Annotated in this window: 17 protein-coding genes; 3 read left to right on the top strand and 14 right to left on the bottom strand. The window is 69.8% G+C overall.

Annotated features, from left to right (window positions below):
• Positions 1-8: 8 nt before the first annotated feature.
• The 11 genes from nuoK to AC6F7H_RS10555 are packed head-to-tail and all read right to left on the bottom strand — an operon-like array spanning position 9 to position 10,934.
• Positions 9-308 (bottom strand): NADH-quinone oxidoreductase subunit NuoK, encoded by a 300-nt coding sequence (gene nuoK / locus AC6F7H_RS10505; protein WP_003974374.1) that lies wholly within the window; start codon positions 306-308, stop codon positions 9-11.
• The gene (locus AC6F7H_RS10510) at positions 305-1,174 is read right to left on the bottom strand and encodes an NADH-quinone oxidoreductase subunit J (RefSeq protein WP_500756724.1); all 870 of its coding nucleotides are present in this window, start codon (positions 1,172-1,174) and stop codon (positions 305-307) included. Before AC6F7H_RS10510 ends, nuoK begins: the two co-directional genes overlap by 4 nt.
• Complete coding sequence (gene nuoI / locus AC6F7H_RS10515) at positions 1,171-1,821, bottom strand: NADH-quinone oxidoreductase subunit NuoI (protein WP_500756725.1); 651 nt, start codon at positions 1,819-1,821, stop codon at positions 1,171-1,173. Before nuoI ends, AC6F7H_RS10510 begins: the two co-directional genes overlap by 4 nt.
• A complete protein-coding gene (nuoH, locus tag AC6F7H_RS10520) occupies positions 1,814-3,187 on the bottom strand; it encodes an NADH-quinone oxidoreductase subunit NuoH (RefSeq protein WP_500756726.1) in 1,374 nt (457 codons plus the stop codon). Before nuoH ends, nuoI begins: the two co-directional genes overlap by 8 nt.
• Positions 3,184-5,709 carry an NADH-quinone oxidoreductase subunit G gene (locus tag AC6F7H_RS10525; RefSeq protein WP_500756727.1) on the bottom strand — a complete coding sequence of 842 codons (2,526 nt, stop codon included), beginning with the start codon at positions 5,707-5,709 and terminating at the stop codon, positions 3,184-3,186. The genes nuoH and AC6F7H_RS10525 overlap by 4 nt, the downstream gene beginning before the upstream one ends.
• The gene (gene nuoF, locus AC6F7H_RS10530; protein ID WP_500756728.1) at positions 5,706-7,058 is read right to left on the bottom strand and encodes an NADH-quinone oxidoreductase subunit NuoF; all 1,353 of its coding nucleotides are present in this window, start codon (positions 7,056-7,058) and stop codon (positions 5,706-5,708) included. The genes AC6F7H_RS10525 and nuoF overlap by 4 nt, the downstream gene beginning before the upstream one ends.
• Complete coding sequence (nuoE, locus tag AC6F7H_RS10535; RefSeq protein WP_500756729.1) at positions 7,055-7,915, bottom strand: NADH-quinone oxidoreductase subunit NuoE; 861 nt, start codon at positions 7,913-7,915, stop codon at positions 7,055-7,057. The genes nuoF and nuoE overlap by 4 nt, the downstream gene beginning before the upstream one ends.
• Entirely contained in the window at positions 7,912-9,261 is a 1,350-nt protein-coding gene (locus AC6F7H_RS10540; protein WP_500756730.1) for an NADH-quinone oxidoreductase subunit D, read from the bottom strand. The genes nuoE and AC6F7H_RS10540 overlap by 4 nt, the downstream gene beginning before the upstream one ends.
• A complete protein-coding gene (locus AC6F7H_RS10545; RefSeq protein WP_500756731.1) occupies positions 9,258-10,010 on the bottom strand; it encodes an NADH-quinone oxidoreductase subunit C in 753 nt (250 codons plus the stop codon). The genes AC6F7H_RS10540 and AC6F7H_RS10545 overlap by 4 nt, the downstream gene beginning before the upstream one ends.
• Positions 10,007-10,561: a NuoB/complex I 20 kDa subunit family protein gene (locus AC6F7H_RS10550; protein WP_363033953.1), complete on the bottom strand. Its 555-nt coding sequence runs from the start codon at positions 10,559-10,561 to the stop codon at positions 10,007-10,009. Before AC6F7H_RS10550 ends, AC6F7H_RS10545 begins: the two co-directional genes overlap by 4 nt.
• A gap of 13 nt (positions 10,562-10,574) precedes the next feature.
• Entirely contained in the window at positions 10,575-10,934 is a 360-nt protein-coding gene (locus AC6F7H_RS10555) for an NADH-quinone oxidoreductase subunit A (RefSeq protein WP_055570452.1), read from the bottom strand.
• Positions 10,935-11,730: 796 nt separating this feature from the next.
• Here AC6F7H_RS10555 and AC6F7H_RS10560 point away from each other — a divergent pair.
• Positions 11,731-12,600 (top strand): C40 family peptidase, encoded by an 870-nt coding sequence (locus AC6F7H_RS10560; RefSeq protein WP_500756732.1) that lies wholly within the window; start codon positions 11,731-11,733, stop codon positions 12,598-12,600.
• Between the two features lie 298 nt (positions 12,601-12,898).
• Here the strand turns inward: AC6F7H_RS10560 and AC6F7H_RS10565 are convergent, their stop codons facing one another.
• Positions 12,899-14,593 carry a hypothetical protein gene (locus AC6F7H_RS10565; RefSeq protein ID WP_500756733.1) on the bottom strand — a complete coding sequence of 565 codons (1,695 nt, stop codon included), beginning with the start codon at positions 14,591-14,593 and terminating at the stop codon, positions 12,899-12,901.
• Positions 14,594-14,730: 137 nt separating this feature from the next.
• Positions 14,731-16,014 (bottom strand): geranylgeranyl reductase family protein, encoded by a 1,284-nt coding sequence (locus AC6F7H_RS10570; protein WP_500756734.1) that lies wholly within the window; start codon positions 16,012-16,014, stop codon positions 14,731-14,733.
• A 98-nt stretch (positions 16,015-16,112) separates the two neighbouring features.
• Here AC6F7H_RS10570 and AC6F7H_RS10575 point away from each other — a divergent pair, with 98 nt between their 5' ends.
• Together AC6F7H_RS10575 and AC6F7H_RS10580 are read left to right on the top strand one after the other, a co-directional pair.
• A complete protein-coding gene (locus AC6F7H_RS10575; RefSeq protein ID WP_500756735.1) occupies positions 16,113-16,619 on the top strand; it encodes a GNAT family N-acetyltransferase in 507 nt (168 codons plus the stop codon).
• A gap of 298 nt (positions 16,620-16,917) precedes the next feature.
• Positions 16,918-17,214: a PASTA domain-containing protein gene (locus AC6F7H_RS10580; RefSeq protein ID WP_500761741.1), complete on the top strand. Its 297-nt coding sequence runs from the start codon at positions 16,918-16,920 to the stop codon at positions 17,212-17,214.
• Here AC6F7H_RS10580 and AC6F7H_RS10585 read toward each other — a convergent pair.
• Positions 17,201-17,896, bottom strand: coding sequence for a demethylmenaquinone methyltransferase (locus tag AC6F7H_RS10585; protein ID WP_500756736.1), 696 nt, complete (start codon positions 17,894-17,896; stop codon positions 17,201-17,203). The two genes, AC6F7H_RS10580 and AC6F7H_RS10585, sit on opposite strands and share 14 nt — an antisense overlap.
• Positions 17,897-17,999 lie beyond the last annotated feature (103 nt).

A 17,999-nucleotide genomic window follows, 5' to 3' on the forward strand; every position in this document is an offset into this window, starting at 1 on the left:
CCGACCCCTCACAGCTTCATCAGGCTGGCGTCGTCGACCGAGGCCGAGTGGCGGGAACGGAACAGGGACACGATGATCGCCAGCCCGACCACGACCTCCGCCGCGGCGACGACCATCGTGAAGAAGGCGATGATCTGGCCGTCGAGGTTGCCGTGCATACGGGAGAAGGCGACGAACGCGAGGTTGCAGGCGTTGAGCATGAGCTCGATGCACATGAAGACGACGATCGCGTTGCGCCGGATGAGCACACCGGTGGCGCCGATCGTGAACAGCAGGGCAGCGAGGTACAGGTAGTTGACCGGGTTCACTTCGATGCCTCCTCGGCCCGCTCGTACGCCGACTTGAACGTCGGCTCGACCGCCACGCGCTCAAGACGCTCCTCCGCGCGCTGCTCCAGCGCCCGCAGGTCGTTGAGCGCCTCCCGCGACACGTCCCGGATCTGACCCCGTTCGCGCAGCGTCTTGTTGACGGTGAGGTCGGACGGTGTGCCGTCGGGCAGCAGGCCCGCGATGTCCACCGCGTTGTGCCGGGCGTACACGCCCGGGGCCGGCAGCGGCGGGAGGTGCTTGCCCTCGCGGACGCGCTGTTCGGAGAGCTCCCGCTGGGTCCGGGCACGCTCGGTGCGCTCGCGGTGGGTGAGCACCATGGCGCCGACGACGGCCGTGATGAGCAGGGCACCGGTGATCTCGAAGGCGAACACGTACCGGGTGAAGATGAGAGCGGCGAGGCCCGGGACGTTGCCGTTCGCGTTCGCCTGGCCGAGGCCGTTGAACTCGGTGAGCGCGGCGTTGCCGATGCCGCCGACCAGCAGGATGCCGAAGCCGAGCCCGCACAGCAGGGCGAGCCAGCGCTGGCCCTTGATGGTCTCCTTCAGGGAGTCCGCCGCGGTGACGCCGACCAGCATCACCACGAACAGGAACAGCATCATGATCGCGCCGGTGTAGACGATGATCTGGACGATGCCCAGGAAGTAGGCGCCGTTGGCGAGGTAGAACACCGCCAGGACGATCATGGTTCCGGCCAGGCAGAGCGCGCTGTGCACGGCACGCCGCATCAGGATGGTGCCCAGCGCGCCGATCACGGCGACCGTGCCGAGGATCCAGAACTGGACGGCCTCTCCGGTGGAGGTGGAGTAGGCGGCGAGATACTCGGTGGACGCGGTGTACGCGGTCATCCCCGGATCACCTTCTCCGAGGCCGGTTCGTCCTCGCCGAAGGTCGAGTCCGCCTCCTGCACGACCTCGCCCTTGGAGTGGGCGACCTGCCGCTCCGTGCCGGGCGCGGCCTCGGTGACCAGGCCCCGGTAGTAGTCCTGTTCGTCGGTGCCCGGGTACATGGCGTGCGGGCTGTCGACCATGCCCTCCTCCAGACCGGCGAGCAGCTGCTCCTTGGTGTAGATGAGGTTGGCGCGGCTGGAGTCGGCCAGTTCGAACTCGTTGGTCATCGTGAGCGCGCGCGTGGGGCACGCCTCGATGCACAGACCGCACAGGATGCAGCGGGCGTAGTTGATCTGGTAGACGCGGCCGTACCGCTCGCCGGGGGAGTAGCGCTCCTCGTCGGTGTTGTCCGTGCCCTCGACGTAGATCGCGTCGGCGGGACAGGCCCAGGCGCACAGTTCACAGCCGACGCACTTCTCCAGACCGTCCGGATGGCGGTTGAGCTGGTGCCTGCCGTGGAAGCGCGGGGCCGTGGTCTTCGGCTGCTCGGGGTACTGCTCGGTCAGCCGCTTCTTGAACATGGCCTTGAAGGTCACGCCGAAGCCGGCCACCGGGTTCAGGAAACCGGGCTTCGTCTGCCCGGCCTCCTTGGATTCCTCAGCCATCGGACGCCTCCTTTCCATCCAGAGATCCGTCACTTTGAGTATCGGTTCCGCCACTGGCAACGAGCTTCCGCTCCTGGCGCGAGGGCCGTCGCGGCACCGGCGGAAGCTCCTGTCCGGGCAGCGGCGGTACGGGGAATCCGCCCGCCATCGGATCGAAGGCGGCCGGGGCCTCGCCGGGTTCCTCGGCCTCCTCGGCCTTCTTGCCCTTCGCCCGGAACATGTCGACGACGAAGGACAGCACCAGCAGGGTGAGGACGGCCGCGGCGACGTAGAGGGCGATGTCGGTGAACCCGTAGTTCTCGTTCCGCAGGGCCCGCACCGTGGCGACGAGCATCAGCCACACCAGGGAGACCGGGATCAGGACCTTCCAGCCGAGCTTCATCAGCTGGTCGTAGCGGACCCGCGGGAGCGTGCCGCGCAGCCAGACGAACATGAACAGCAGCAGCTGGACCTTGACGACGAACCAGAGCATCGGCCACCAGCCGTGGTTCGCGCCCTCCCAGAAGGTGCTGATCGGCCACGGAGCGCGCCAGCCGCCCAGGAAGAGGGTGGTGGCGACGGCCGAGACGGTCACCATGTTGATGTACTCGGCGAGCATGAACATCGCGAACTTGATCGACGAGTACTCGGTGTTGAAGCCGCCGACCAGGTCGCCCTCGGACTCCGGCATGTCGAAGGGGGCGCGGTTGACCTCGCCGACCATCGTGACGATGTAGATGAGGAAGGAGACCGGCAGCAGCAGGATGTACCAGCGGTCGGCCTGCTGCTCGACGATCGCCGACGTCGACATCGAGCCCGAGTAGAGGAACACGGAGGCGAACGCGGCGCCCATGGCGATCTCGTAGGAGATCATCTGCGCGCAGGAGCGCAGACCGCCCAGCAGCGGGTAGGTGGATCCGGAGCTCCAGCCCGCCAGGACGATGCCGTAGATGCCGATCGAGGCGACCGCGAGGATGTAGAGCAGGGCGATCGGCAGGTCGGTGAGCTGCATCGTGGTCCGCTGACCGAAGATCGAGATCTCGTTGCCGGACGGCCCGAAGGGGATCACCGCGATCGCCATGAAGGCCGGAACGGCCGCGACGATCGGCGCGAGGACGTACACCGCCTTGTCCGCGCGTTTGACGACGACGTCTTCCTTGAGCATCAGCTTCACGCCGTCGGCGAGCGACTGGAGCATGCCCCAGGGGCCGTTCCGGTTGGGGCCGACGCGCCGCTGCATCCAGGCGACGATCTTGCGTTCCATCACGATGGCGATCAGCACCGTCACCATGAGGAAGGCGAAGCAGAACACCGCCTTGAGGGCGACCAGCCACCAGGGGTCGCGGCCGAACATCGAGAGGTCTTCAGCGGCGAAGTACAGGCTCATGCCTCCACCTCCTCGGGGGCTTCGCCGGCGAGTGCCGCCGGGCCGATACGGACGAGGGAGCCGGGCAGCGCCCCGGTGTCGGAGGCGACACCGCCGCCCGCGGAGTTCAGCGGGAGCCACACCACGCGGTCGGGCATCTCGGTGACGCTCAGGGGAAGTTCGACCGTTCCGGCGGTGCCGGTCACCGCGATCAGGCCGCCGTCCTCGACGCCGACCTCGACGGCCGTGGCGGCCGACACCCGCGCGTGCGCGGCGTGCCGGGTGCCGGCGAGCGCCTCGTCGCCCTGCTGCAGGAGCCCCTGGTCCAGCAGCAGCCGGTGTCCGGCCAGCACCGCCTCCCCGGCGGCCGGCCGGGGCAGCGCGCCCGCGGTCCGCAGCGGTTCGGTGGCCCGCGGGCCGTCCCAGGTGCCGAGCCGCTCGATTTCCGCGCGTACCGTGCGCAGATCCGGCAGGCCCAGGTGCACGTCCATGGCGTCGGCCAGCATCTGCAGCACGCGCGCGTCGGTCGGCGGGAGGGGACGGGTCATCTGGTCGGGCTTGAGCGCCGCCTCGAAGGGCCGGACCCTGCCTTCCCAGTTGAGGAAGGCACCGGCCTTCTCGACGACGGCCGCCACCGGCAGCACCACGTCGGCGAGTTCGGTGACCTCACCGGGCCGCAGCTCCAGGGAGACCACGAACCCGGCCTCGGCGAGTGCCGCACGCGCGCGCGACGGGTCGGGCAGGTCGGCGACCTCCACGCCCGCGACCAGCAGCGCCTGCAGTTCGCCGGTCGCCGCGGCCTCGACGATCTCGCCGGTGTCGCGGCCGTAGCGGTGCGGGAGAGCGGCGACGCCCCAGACGGCGGCGACCTCCTCCCGCGCGCGCGGGTCGGTCGCCGGGCGCCCGCCCGGCAGCAGCGACGGCAGCGCGCCCACCTCGACGGCGCCCCGCTCCCCGGCCCGGCGCGGGATCCACACCAGCCGGGCGCCGGTCGCGGTGGCGATCCGTACGGCGGCGGTGAGACCGCCCTCGACGGCGGCGAGCCGCTCACCGACGACGATCACCGCGCCCTCGGTCCGCAGCGCTTCGGCCGCCCTGGCCCCGTCGCCCTCCAGACCGACGCCGCTCGCGAGCGCGTCCAGCCATTCGGTCTCGGTGCCGGGGGCCGCCGGCAGCAGCGTGCCGCCGGCCTTCTCCAGGCCGCGCGTGGCGTACGTGGCCAGGGCGAAGGTCCGCTGCCCGTGGGTACGCCACGCCTTGCGCAGCCGCAGGAAGACGCCGGGCGCCTCCTCCTCCGACTCGAACCCGACCAGCAGGACGGCGGGAGCCTTCTCCAACGAGGAGTACGTGACACCGCCCCCGGAGTGCGGGCCGGACGCGTCCCCGAGGTCGTGTCCGCGACCCGCGACCCGCGCGGCGAGGAAGTCGGCCTCCTCGGCGCTGTGCACGCGCGCGCGGAAGTCGATGTCGTTGGTGTCGAGCGCCACGCGTGTGAACTTGCTGTACGCGTAGGCGTCCTCGACGGTGAGCCGGCCGCCGGTCAGGACGCCGGTGCGGCCGCGGGAGGCCAGCAGCCCCTGAGCCGCGATCTGCAGTGCCTCGGGCCAGGAGGCGGGCTCCAGCTCACCCTCGGCGTTGCGCACGAGCGGGGTCTGCAACCGGTCCCGCTGCTGCGCGTACCGGAACCCGAAGCGCCCCTTGTCGCACACCCACTCCTCGTTGACCTCGGGGTCGTCGGCGGCCAGCCGCCGCATGACCTTGCCGCGCCGGTGGTCGGTACGGGTGGCGCAGCCGCCGGAGCAGTGCTCGCACACCGACGGCGAGGAGACCAGGTCGAAGGGGCGGGAGCGGAACCGGTAGGCCGCCGAGGTGAGCGCGCCGACCGGGCAGATCTGGATGGTGTTGCCGGAGAAGTACGACTCGAAGGGATCGCCCTCGCCGGTGCCGATCTGCTGGAGCGCGCCCCGCTCGACCATCTCGATCATCGGGTCGCCGGCGATCTGGTTGGAGAACCGGGTGCAGCGGGCGCACAGCACGCACCGCTCACGGTCGAGCAGCACCTGGGTGGAGATCGGGACGGGCTTCTCGTAGGTCCGCTTCTTTCCTTCGAAGCGGGACTCGGGGTTGCCGTGCGACATCGCCTGGTTCTGCAGCGGGCACTCGCCGCCCTTGTCGCAGACCGGGCAGTCCAGCGGGTGGTTGATGAGCAGCAGCTCCATCACCCCGTGCTGGGCCTTCTCCGCGACGGGCGAGGTCAGCTGGGTCTTCACCACCATCCCGTCGGTGCAGGTGATGGTGCAGGAGGCCATGGGCTTGCGCTGGCCCTCGACCTCGACGATGCACTGGCGGCAGGCGCCGGCCGGGTCGAGGAGGGGGTGGTCGCAGAACCGGGGGATCTCGATGCCGAGCTGTTCGGCGGCCCGGATGACCAGGGTGCCCTTGGGCACGCTGATCTCGACGCCGTCGATCGTCAGCGTCACGAGGTCCTCGGGCGGGACCGCCGCCTCTCCCCCACCGGAGGGAGAGCTGGTGGTCACAGTCATGCGTGCACCTCCGTACGGTCGGCCCAGGCCGTCGACCTGGCCGGGTCGAACGGGCAGCCGCGGCCCGTGATGTGCTGCTCGTACTCCTCACGGAAGTACTTCAGCGAGGAGAAGATCGGCGAGGCGGCGCCGTCGCCGAGGGCGCAGAACGCCTTGCCGTTGATGTTGTCGGCGATGTCGTTCAGCTTGTCGAGGTCGGACATCCGGCCCTTGCCGGCCTCGATGTCGCGCATCAGCTGCACGAGCCAGTACGTCCCTTCGCGGCACGGCGTGCACTTGCCGCAGGACTCGTGGGCGTAGAACTCGGTCCAGCGGGTGACGGCCCGTACGACGCAGGTCGTCTCGTCGAAGCACTGGAGCGCCTTCGTGCCGAGCATGGAACCGGCGGCGCCCACCCCTTCGTAGTCCAGGGGGACGTCGAGGTGCTCCTCGGTGAGCAACGGCGTCGAGGAGCCGCCCGGCGTCCAGAACTTCAGGCGGTGCCCCGGCCGCATGCCGCCGCTCATGTCGAGCAGCTGGCGCAGCGTGATGCCCATCGGCGCCTCGTACTGCCCGGGGCGTGCGACGTGGCCGCTGAGGGAATAGAGAGTGAAGCCGGGTGACTTCTCGCTGCCCATCGAGCGGAACCATTCCTTGCCCCGGTTCATGATGGCGGGAACCGAGGCGATCGACTCGACGTTGTTCACCACAGTGGGGCACGCGTAGAGGCCCGCGACGGCGGGGAAGGGAGGACGGAGCCGCGGTTGGCCACGGCGGCCTTCGAGCGAGTCGAGCAGTGCGGTCTCCTCACCGCAGATGTACGCGCCGGCGCCCGCGTGCACGGTGAGTTCGAGGTCGAGTCCGCTGCCCAGGATGTTCTCGCCGAGCAGGCCCGCCGCACGGGCCTCGCGCACGGCCTCGTGCAACCGCCGCAGCACGGGGACGACTTCACCACGCAGATAGATGAAGGCATGGGACGACCTGATGGCGTAGCAGGCGATGACGATGCCCTCGATGAGGCTGTGCGGGTTCGCGAAGAGGAGCGGAATGTCCTTGCACGTCCCGGGCTCCGACTCGTCAGCGTTGACCACCAGATAGTGGGGCTTGCCGTCTCCCTGGGGAATGAACTGCCATTTCATCCCCGTCGGGAAGCCGGCGCCGCCGCGCCCGCGCAGACCGGACTCCTTGACGTACGCGATGACGTCGTCCGGTGACATGGCGAGGGCCTTGCGGAGCCCCTCGTACCCCTCGTGCCTCTGGTAGACGTCCAGGGTCCAGGACTCGTCCTCGTCCCAGAAGGCCGACAGCACGGGTGCGAGCAGCTTCTCCGGACCGATGTCCTTGAGTTCGGCGGGTGCCAAGGTCATCACTCCCCCTCCTCTGCGACGGGTCCGGCCGGGTGCGAAGGGTCGGAGGCCGATGTGTCCTGCGGCGCGTCGTGCGAGCTGAGGTGCTCCGTCGGCGACGGCTCGTGCGGCGGGGTGCCCGTGGGCGCCTCGCCGCGCGGGTGCACCACGCGCGCGGGGGCGGCCTCCCCCTTGGCCAGCTTCAGGCCGGTCAGGGAAGCGGGTCCCGCGCTGCCCGTGGCCGCGACGGCGCCCTCCCGCTCGTCGGGGAAACCGGCCAGGATCCGGGCGGTCTCCTTGAACGTGCACAGCGGCGCCCCGCGCGTGGGCGAGACCGGGCGGCCGGCCCGCAGGTCGTCGACCAGGCGCTTGGCGCTCTGGGGGTCCTGGTTGTCGAAGAACTCCCAGTTGACCATCACGACGGGTGCGAAGTCGCAGGCCGCGTTGCACTCGATGTGTTCGAGGGTGACCTTGCCGTCCTCGGTGGTCTCGCCGTTGCCGACGCCGAGGTGCTCCTGGAGCTCCTCGAAGATGGCGTCGCCGCCCATGACGGCGCACAGGGTGTTGGTGCACACCCCGACCTGGTAGTCACCGCTCGGCCGGCGCCGGTACATGGTGTAGAAGGTGGCGACGGCGGTGACCTCGGCCGTGGTCAGGCCGAGCACGTCCGCGCAGAACTGCATTCCGGTGCGCGTGACGTGGCCCTCCTCCGACTGCACGAGGTGCAGCAGCGGCAGGAGGGCGGACCGGGAGTCCGGATAGCGGGCGATGACCTCGCGCGCGTCGGTCTCCAGCCGGGCCCGGACCTCGTCCGGGTAGGCGGGCGCGGGCAGTTGGGGCATGCCCAGGCTGACGCCCCGCTCCGAAGATGAGGTGGTCACCGGTCGACGCCTCCCATCACGGGGTCGAGGGATGCCACGGCGACGATGACGTCGGCGACCTGGCCGCCCTCGCACATCGCCGCCATGGCCTGCAGGTTGGTGAAGGACGGGTCGCGGAAGTGGACCCGGTAGGGACGGGTGCCGCCGTCGGAGACGACATGCACCCCGAGCTCGCCCTTGGGCGACTCGACCGCCGTGTACGTCTGTCCCGGCGGCACGCGGAAACCCTCGGTGACCAGCTTGAAGTGGTGGATCAGGGCCTCCATGGAGGTGCCCATGATCTGCTTGATGTGGTCGAGGGAGTTGCCCAGTCCGTCCGGCCCCATGGCGAGCTGGGCGGGCCAGGCGATCTTCTTGTCGGCCACCATGACCGGCCCGGGCTGGAGCCGGTCCAGGCACTGCTCGACGATGCGCAGCGACTGGCGCATCTCCTCCAGCCGGATCAGGAAGCGGCCGTAGGAGTCGCAGGTGTCCGCGGTGGGGACCTCGAAGTCGTACGTCTCGTACCCGCAGTACGGCTGCGCCTTGCGCAGGTCGTGCGGCAGGCCGGTGGAGCGCAGGACGGGACCGGTGGCCCCGAGGGCCATGCAGCCGGCCAGGTCCAGGTAACCGACGTCCTGCATACGGGCCTTGAAGATCGGGTTCCCGGTGGCGAGCGCGTCGTACTCCGGGAGGTTCTTCCGCAGCGTCTTCACGAGCTCGCGGATCTGGTCCACCGCTCCGGGCGGCAGGTCCTGGGCGAGTCCGCCGGGGCGGATGTACGCGTGGTTCATCCTGAGGCCCGTGATGAGCTCGAAGGCGTCGAGAATGAGTTCACGATCGCGGAATCCGTAGATCATGATGGTGGTGGCGCCGAGCTCCATGCCTCCGGTCGCGATGCACACCAGGTGGGAGGAGAGCCGGTTCAGCTCCATCAGGAGCACGCGGATGACCGAGGCGCGGTCGGGGATCTGGTCCTCGATGCCGAGGAGCTTCTCGACGCCGAGGCAGTACGCCGCCTCGTTGAAGAACGGCGTCAGGTAGTCCATGCGCGTCACGAACGTGGTGCCCTGGGTCCAGGTCCGGTACTCGAGGTTCTTCTCGATGCCGGTGTGGAGGTAGCCGATGCCGCAGCGGGCCTCGGAGACGGTCTCGCCGTCGATCTCCAGGATCAGCCTGAGCACGCCGTGCGTGGACGGGTGCTGCGGGCCCATGTTGACGATGATGCGCTCGTCGTCACTGCGGCTCGCCGTCTGGACGACCTCGTCCCAGTCGCCACCGGTGACGGTGTAGACGGTGCCTTCCGTGGTCTCGCGCGCGGAGGCGGCGGAGGCCGCGGACTCCGCGGATGCGTTCGACGTGCTCATGAGTACGACCTCCGCTGGTCCGGAGCCGGGATCTGGGCGCCCTTGTACTCGACGGGGATGCCGCCGAGGGGATAGTCCTTGCGCTGCGGGTGGCCCTGCCAGTCGTCCGGCATCAGGATCCGCGTCAGGGCCGGGTGGCCGTCGAAGACGATGCCGAAGAAGTCGTACGTCTCGCGCTCGTGCCAGTCGTTCGTCGGATAGACGGAGACCAGCGACGGGATGTGCGGGTCGTTGTCGGGGGCGCTGACTTCCAGGCGGATCAACCGGTTGTGGGTGATCGAGCGCAGGTGGTACACGGCGTGCAGTTCGCGGCCCTTGTCGTTCGGATAGTGGGTGCCGCTGACACCGGTGCACAGTTCGAAGCGCAGCGCGGGGTCGTCCCGCAGGGTCCTCGCGACCCGGACCAGGTGCTCGCGTTCGATGTGGAAGGTGAGTTCGCCGCGGTCGACGACCGTCTTCTCGATGGCGTTCTGTGGAAGCAGGTCCTGCTCCTCCAGCGCGCCCTCCAGTTCGTCGGCGACCTCGTCGAACCAGCCTCCGTAGGGGCGGTTCGACGGTCCCGGGAGCCGGACCGAGCGGACCAGACCGCCGTAACCGGAGGTGTCGCCGCCGTTGGCGGCGCCGAACATGCCGCGCTGGACGCGGATCTCCTCACCGCCCTCGCCGCGCCTGCCGGGAAGGTTCTCCGCCGAGAGGTCCTTCTCCGGGTTCACGCCGCCGTCACCCGCGGCGTTCTTCGCGTCACTCATCGCAGCAGCCCCTTCATCTCGATGGTGGGCAGTGCCTTGAGCGCCGCCTCCTCCGCCTCACGGGCCGCTTCCTCGGCGTTCACACCGAGCTTGGAGCTCTGGATCTTCTGGTGGAGCTTGAGGATGGCGTCCATCAGCATCTCGGGCCGGGGCGGACAGCCTGGGAGGTAGATGTCGACCGGGACGACGTGGTCGACGCCCTGGACGATCGCGTAGTTGTTGAACATGCCGCCCGAGGAGGCGCAGACCCCCATGGAGATCACCCACTTGGGGTTCGGCATCTGGTCGTAGACCTGCCGCAGCACCGGCGCCATCTTCTGGCTGACCCGGCCGGCCACGATCATCAGGTCCGCCTGCCGCGGCGAGCCGCGGAAGACCTCCATGCCGAAACGCGCCAGGTCGTAGCGGCCGGCGCCGGTGGTCATCATCTCGATGGCACAGCAGGCGAGTCCGAACGTGGCGGGGAACATGGACGACTTGCGCACCCAGCCCGCGGCCTGCTCGACGGTGGTCAGCAGGAATCCGCTCGGCAGCTTTTCTTCGAGTCCCATGGTCAAAGGCCCTTCAGTCCCATTCCAGGCCGCCCCGCCGCCACACGTACGCGTATGCGACGAAGACGGTGAGCACGAAGAGCAGCATCTCCACGAGCCCGAAAATCCCCAGCGCGTCGAAGCTGACGGCCCAGGGATAAAGGAAGACGATCTCGATGTCGAAGACGATGAAGAGCATCGCCGTCAGGTAGTACTTGATGGGGAAGCGCCCGCCGCCGGCCGGCGTGGGGGTCGGCTCGATACCGCACTCGTAGGCCTCGAGCCTGGCGCGGTTGTACCGCTTCGGACCGATCAGCGTGGCCATGACCACGGAGAAGATCGCAAAGCCTGCCCCGAGGGCTCCCAGTACGAGGATGGGCGCATACGCGTTCACCGCTCCTCGCTCCTCTCAGTCGGCACTGACTGCTGGCGAGTCGAGCTCACTTCCGCCCCACGCGTCCCCCGAACCACGCCCGCCCCGGCGGAGATCGAGAACATGTGAAGCGGGTCACAAGCCCAACCGCTCCGCATCCTATGCCCGTAGGTCTGTGATCTGCGACACGGGGTATTGCCAAAGCTTTGTGATCTCCACCACCTGACGAACGATCATGAAGCCGGATGAGCGGTGATCTTCACACGCGAAGCGTCCGCGCGGTCACCAGAAGTGACAATTTGCCACGTCAGTGCAGGTCAGAGGGGTCGCCTCAATATCAAGAAGGTTCCCCTGCATGCAAATTGGTGCTGGACTCGTTCCCTTGTTAGAGGAGGCGTTCACACATCAGGGGGACGCGAGGCGCGACGTGGACGCGTGCACGCGTTCACGAAGTCCCGGCGGCCCGATCCGGCCGCGATCGGGCCGCGATCCGGCCGTGACCCACCCGCGATCCGTTCGCGATCTCGCCACAACCCGGCCGCAACCCTGTCGCGGCGCACATTCCGGACGCGTCGGGACGGGCGACCGTTCCGTGACCTCCGCCACACCCCTCGGGGCGACGAGGGAAGGGGGCTTGGCCAATCACTCCAAGCGGTGGTAGGTGCCGGGGCAATTCGGACGTAAAGATGAAAGACCGTGATCACGAGCCCATTACGGCCCGCCCGCAATGTCCGTTACGGCGTCAATAAAGAGCGACACGCCCGGGATTCTCGGCTGCCGTTGAACAACTGTGGCGCAGCACACGTTTCTTGTGGATATGAAGGAGCCCCTGGTACCGGTTGTTCCCATGTCCCACACCGCTCACATACGCAGCCACCGGAAACCCCGCCGCACCGCGTCGTCCACGATGGCGATGCGGGCCGGAGTCGCCAGTGGTGTTCTCAGCACTCTGGCAGTGGCCGGGGCGTCGGCGGCGAACGCCGCCGAGCCGGTGACGCAGACCCTCGAGCTGCCCACCCTGACGGCCGACCTGTCCACTCAGGTCGCCCAGTCCGCGCAGGCCACCCAGCAGGCCGCCGCGAACTACCAACTGCAGGCCGAGCGGGACGCCGCCGCGGCCGAGGCCGCCAAGGAGGCGAAGGCCGACCTCGCCGAGGCCAAGAAGAAGGCCGAGGCGAAGAAGAAGGCCGCCGAGGAGGCCCGCAAGGCCGCCGCCGAGCGCGCCACGCGCGACGCGGAGCGCGCCGTCCTCACCGCCGACGCGGGCGCCACGAGCGCGGTGGCCACCGCGGCCACCGCCTCCGCACCGGCCACCGCCTCCGCGCCGGCCGGCGGCAGCGTCGCGACCGTCATCGCCTTCCTCAAGGCGCAGGTGGGCGACGCCTACGTCATGGGCGCCACGGGCCCCAACGCCTGGGACTGCTCCAGCCTGGTGCAGGCCGCGTTCAAGCAGGTCGGCGTCGACCTGCCGCGCGTCTCGCAGGACCAGTCGACCGTCGGCACCGACGTCTCGCTGTCCAACCTCCAGGTCGGCGACATCCTGTACTGGGGCGGCAAGGGTTCCGCGTACCACACGGGCGTCTACATCGGTAACGGCCAGTACCTGGACGCCGCCAACCCGTCCAAGGGCGTCGTCATCCAGGATCTCTCCGGCTACCCCGCCTCGGGTGCCGTGCGCGTGCTCTGAGCCGCGTGCGCACGGACGGACCGGGCCCGCACGGGCTCGGTCCCCACGGGACTGAAGGGCCGCTGCCACTCGATGGCAGCGGCCCTCCCGTTCACGCGCTCCCCGTTCACCCCGGCCAGGATGGCCCGCATGCCCGGATTGTCACCCGGACGGCGTGCGTTGACGGGGTGACAACTTCTCGGCCGAGCGCCGTGCGGCGCCGTGGCGCCCCCTCACAGTGCCCCGGACACTCGTCGGCGGCCCGAGACCCCACCCATCCGGCCCCGGCCGCCCACAGCGCCCCTCACGGCTTCACGCCTCAGGCGGTGGCGCCGTCCGTCTGCCGCGCGCGGCGACGCAGGGACACGACCAGGACCGCGCCGAGGCCCAGAGCGAGCAGCGCCGCCCCGCCGATCAGCGCCGCCCCACCGGCGCCGGTGAGGGCGAGACCGCCCTGGGGGTCGGCTCCCGTGTCGTCGCCGGACACCCCGCTCGTACCGTCGGCGCCTTTCGCGCCGGCGCCTGTGGAGTCGGAACCGCCCTTCTGGTCGGATCCGGAGGAGGAATCGTCCGGCGTGCCGCCGTCGGTCCGGCCCGTGTCGCCGCCCGTCGCGTCGTCAGCGCCGTTGAGGACGATCCAAGCGGAGTTGTTCGCGTGGTCGGAGTCCCAGGGGTTGTCCCACTCGGGCAGCGCCACCTCGGCCTTGGCGCCCTCGACGACCCGGTCTACGCGGAGCTCGAACGGGAAGCGGAGCTCGGCGTCCTCCAGCAGCGGGGTGCTCACCCAGCAGAGGTAGCCCTCCTCGCCATCGGCGAGGGTGCTCTTCCCACAGCGTTCCGGGGCCTTGGTGACGGTCGCCCCTTCGGGAACCGCCACCGTGAACCCGAGGGGCTCACCGCCGGAACGCAGGGCGCTGATCCAGGCCGGGCCGTTGTTGCGGAAGCCGATCTCCGCCGTGACGGTGTCGCCGGCCGCACCGTCCGCCGAGGCGCCGGTCAGTTCCAGGTCGTAGGTGTTCGTCGTCGGCAGGTCCAGGTCCGCGTACCGGGTGTAGTCCGTGGGGGCGGCACCGGGCACCTTCTTCAGCTCCAGGTCCGCTCCGGTACCCGGCCGGTAGTCCTTGGCCGCGCGCAGGCCGTCCGCCTCGCCAGGGCCGACCGCCGTGAAGGAGTACGTGAAGATGTCGTGCAGCGCGAAGTCCGCGGTCCGTACCTTCAGCGGCTCGGCCAACGCGTACGCCGTCCCGGCCTCGATGGTGTCCGGGAAGGTGCAGAGCGCATCGGTGCCCTGGTGCAGCAGAGGGCCGGTGGTCACCTCGGCGTAAGCACAGTTGCCGAACGAGTCGGGGAAGGAGACCCCGCGGGAGCCGTGGAACCGCAGCACCGCGCCCTCGGCGTCCAGGCTGCCGACGTTGCGCAGGCCCACGGGCGCCTCGTAGGTGCCGCCCGCCCGGAGGTCCTCGGGCAGCGAGAGCTTGTGGTTCAGGAACTCGGGGCCACCGACGAGCACATCGATGCTGAGCGGGGTGAAGGCCAGACCTTCGCCCTCACCGGTGACGGTGATGCTGCCGAAGTCCCCGGCCTCACTGGCGTCGTCGATGTCGAGCCGGATGCCGCCAACCTTGTTGTACTGCTGGCCGGCGTACAGTTCGCGGCCCGTACAGACGGCGACGAGCCCGTCGGCGTCGCAGGGGAGCTTCACCGAGGCGACGCCCGCCAGTTCGGTGGCGTCGATGCGGACCGTGTAGTCGCCGGTGAACACGGGAGGGACGACGCCGTCGCCCTCGAACTCCTCTCCCGGGGCGTTCAGCCGCAGATCGACCTGCGGTTCGGAGGGGTCGCCGTTGTCGGACTGCAACGACAGCTCGACCCGGTCCTTGCCGGTGATCGTCACGGGAAGGGGCGGATCGGCCGCCTGGGCGGTGCCGGTGCCACCGACCGCGATCAGACTCGTGGCGGCCATCAGCCCCAGGGCTCTGAGCGGCCCGAGCCGCCGTCTTGCCTGCTGTGTCATGGAAGGCTCTTTCGTCGAACGGGACGATCCTGTAGCGGTTACGTCCCGTTCGACACCGGCCGCTGTCGATCAGTTGTCCACGAACGCGTCACGCAGTGATCACGATCACGCATACCGCGCCGGTCACCGCCGCCGCGTCACGCCTTCGGCGCCACCTTGCTCAGACCGTTGATGACGCGGTCCATCGCGTCGCCGCCCGTCGGGTCCGTCAGGTTGGCGAGCAGCTTCAGGGTGAACTTCATCAGCATCGGGTGCGTCAGCCCGCGCTGGGCCGCGATCTGCATGACCTTCGGATTGCCGATGAGCTTCACGAACGCGCGGCCGAGCGTGTAGTAGCCGCCGTAGGTGTCCTTCAGGACGCGCGGGTAGCGCTGGAGGGCGATCTCCCGCTGGGCCGGCGTCGTCCGGGCGTGCGCCTGGACGATGACCTCGGCGGCGATCTGCGCGGACTCCATGGCGTAGGCGATGCCCTCGCCGTTGAAGGGGTTCACCAGACCGCCCGCGTCACCGACGAGCAACAGCCCGCGCGTGTAGTGCGGCTGGCGGTTGAAGGCCATCGGGAGCGCGGCGCCGCGGATCGGGCCGGTCATGTTGTCCGGGGTGTAGCCCCAGTCCTCGGGCATCGAGGCGCACCAGGCCTTCAGGATCTCGCGCCAGTCCAGTTCCTTGAAGGAGGCCGAGGTGTTGAGCACCCCCAGGCCGACGTTGCTCGTCCCGTCGCCCATGCCGAAGATCCAGCCGTAGCCGGGCAGCAGCCGGTCCTGCGCGCCGCGGCGGTCCCACAGTTCCAGCCAGGACTCCAGGTAGTCGTCGTCGTGGCGGGGCGAGGTGAAGTACGTACGGACCGCGACACCCATCGGGCGGTCCTCGCGTCGGTGCAGCCCCATCGCCAGGGACAGCCGGGTGGAGTTGCCGTCGGCGGCCACCACCAGCGGGGCGTGGAAGGTGACTTCCCGCTTCTCCTCGCCGAGCTTGGCCTTCACGCCGGTGATGCGTCCGGTGCGGTCGTCGATGATCGGCGCGCCCACGTTGCAGCGCTCGTACAGCCGCGCGCCGGCCTTCTGGGCCTGCCGGGCGAGCTGCTCGTCGAAGTCGTCGCGCTTGCGGACCAGACCGTAGTCGGGGAAGGAGGCGAGTTCCGGCCAGTCGAGCTGGAGGCGGACACCGCCGCCGATGATGCGCAGGCCCTTGTTGCGCAGCCAGCCCGCCTCCTCGGAGATGTCGATGCCCATCGCGACGAGTTGCTTCGTGGCGCGCGGGGTGAGGCCGTCGCCGCAGACCTTCTCCCGCGGAAACTCGGTCTTCTCCAGCAGGAGCACGTCGAGACCGGACCTGGCCAGGTGGTACGCGGTGGTGGAGCCGGCTGGCCCCGCGCCCACGACGATCACGTCGGCGGTGTTGTCGGAGAGGGGCTCGGTCACGGCGGGATCTCCCCAAGTTCGATATCTGCGTGCCGACAGGCACTGGACACGGGCAGTCTATGCAGGAGAATTGATCACCCGGCTGAAGGGCTGCCTCCGTGAACCGAGCTCTGCCCGCTGTACGGCTCCGTGTGCCCACCCACGAGGACGCCTTCGCCTGGCACCGGATCTTCGCCGATCCGGACGTCATGGAGTTCCACGGCGGCGAGGCCGCGGAGCCGTCGGTCTACGAGGAACTCACCGCCCGCCAGCGGCGGCACGACGCCGAGCGCGGGTTCTGCCTGTGGACCATGGTCGACGAGACGGACCGCGTCCTCGGCTTCACGGGCGCCCAGCCCTGGGAACAGGACTGGGGCCCGACGGGCGAGATCGAGATCGGCTGGCGCCTCGGCCGGGAGCACTGGGGCAGGGGCTACGCGACCGCCGCCGCCCGGCAGACCCTGGAGCGGGTGCGCGCCACGGGCGTCTCGGACGTGGTCGCCATGGTCGACGCCCGCAACACCCGCTCGGCAGCGGTCACCCGGCGGCTCGGCATGCGTCTCGCCGGGACGTTCACCACCCCGGTCTCGCGCCGGGAGGGACACTGCTACCGCCTGGCCCTCTGAAACCGGAGACCCGGAGGAAACCGGAGGCCCGGAGGAAACCGGAGGCCCGGAGGAAACCGGAGGCCCGGAGGAAACCGGAGGCCCGGAGGAAACCGGAGGCCCGGAGGAAACCGGAAGTCTGAACTCCCACTTCAACCACCCACCGTGACTGATTGTCACAGATAGCCACGCACTGCTTCCTGTCGGCGCGTGGCCGGGTCTACCCTGCCGGTACCGCTGGGGGGTGACGTCCGTGCGTGTGACACCCAGGACATCCGACAGGACACCGGAGGTGCGCGTTCCGCGCCTGGTCGGCCTGATGGCCGTGGACGCGCGCGAGTCCGCCCGCGCACACGGCCTGTACCTCGACGCGCCGGACCGGCTGGACTTCCGCCGCACCGTCGTCGACCACGTCGTACGCCAGTATCCGCAGCCGGGCGTCGAGGTGCCCAGGGGTTCCCTGGTCCATGTGTGGTTCGACTTCGGTGAGGGAGAGGGCGGAGGAGGGGTGCGCGAGCCGCGCGCACCCGTACCGCCCGGCGGCGGCCTCCGGCGCGAACTGGAGGAACCCCGTGAGCCGGCCGCCCCCTGCGCGGCCGTCCTCAGCCGGCCTTGAAGCCCCGGTGCAGCGCGACCACACCGCCCGTGAGGTTGCGCCACGCCACCTTCGTCCAGCCGGCGCCCCGCAGCCGCTCGGCCAGGGCGGGCTGGTCGGGCCAGGACCGGATGGACTCGGCGAGGTAGACGTACGCGTCGGGGTTCGACGACACCGACCGCGCGACCGGCGGCAGCGCGCGCATCAGGTACTCGGTGTAGACGGTGCGGAACGGCGCCCACGTGGGGTGCGAGAACTCGCAGATGACGATCCGCCCGCCGGGCCGGGTCACCCGGTGCATCTCGCGCAGCGCGGCGTCCGTCTCCTGGACGTTGCGCAGCCCGAAGGAGATGGTGACGGCGTCGAAGACGTCGTCCTTGAACGGCAGCCGGGTCGCGTCGCCGGCGGTGTAGGGCAGCCAGTTCCGGCGTTGCTTGCCGACCCGGAGCATGCCGAGGGAGAAGTCGCAGGGGACGACGTAGGCGCCGGTCCGCGCGAAGGGCTCCGAGGACGTGCCCGTGCCGGCCGCCAGGTCCAGGACCTTCTGCGCGGGACGCGCGTCGACCGCCTTCGCCACCTCCTTGCGCCAGATCCGGTCCTGACCGAGCGACAGCACGTCATTCGTCAGGTCGTACCGTTCCGCCACGTCGTCGAACATCGAGGCGACTTCGTGCGGCTGCTTGTCCAGGGATGCGCGGGTCACGGTCGTTCGGCCTCACTTGTCCGGGTACGGGGCTGTCTCAGGAGCGGTGTGTATGTCATTGTCTCAGTCGGTCCCCTCTGTCTCGCTGCCTCGCTGCCTCGCT

This window comes from Streptomyces sp. MMS24-W38, from assembly GCF_059889265.1.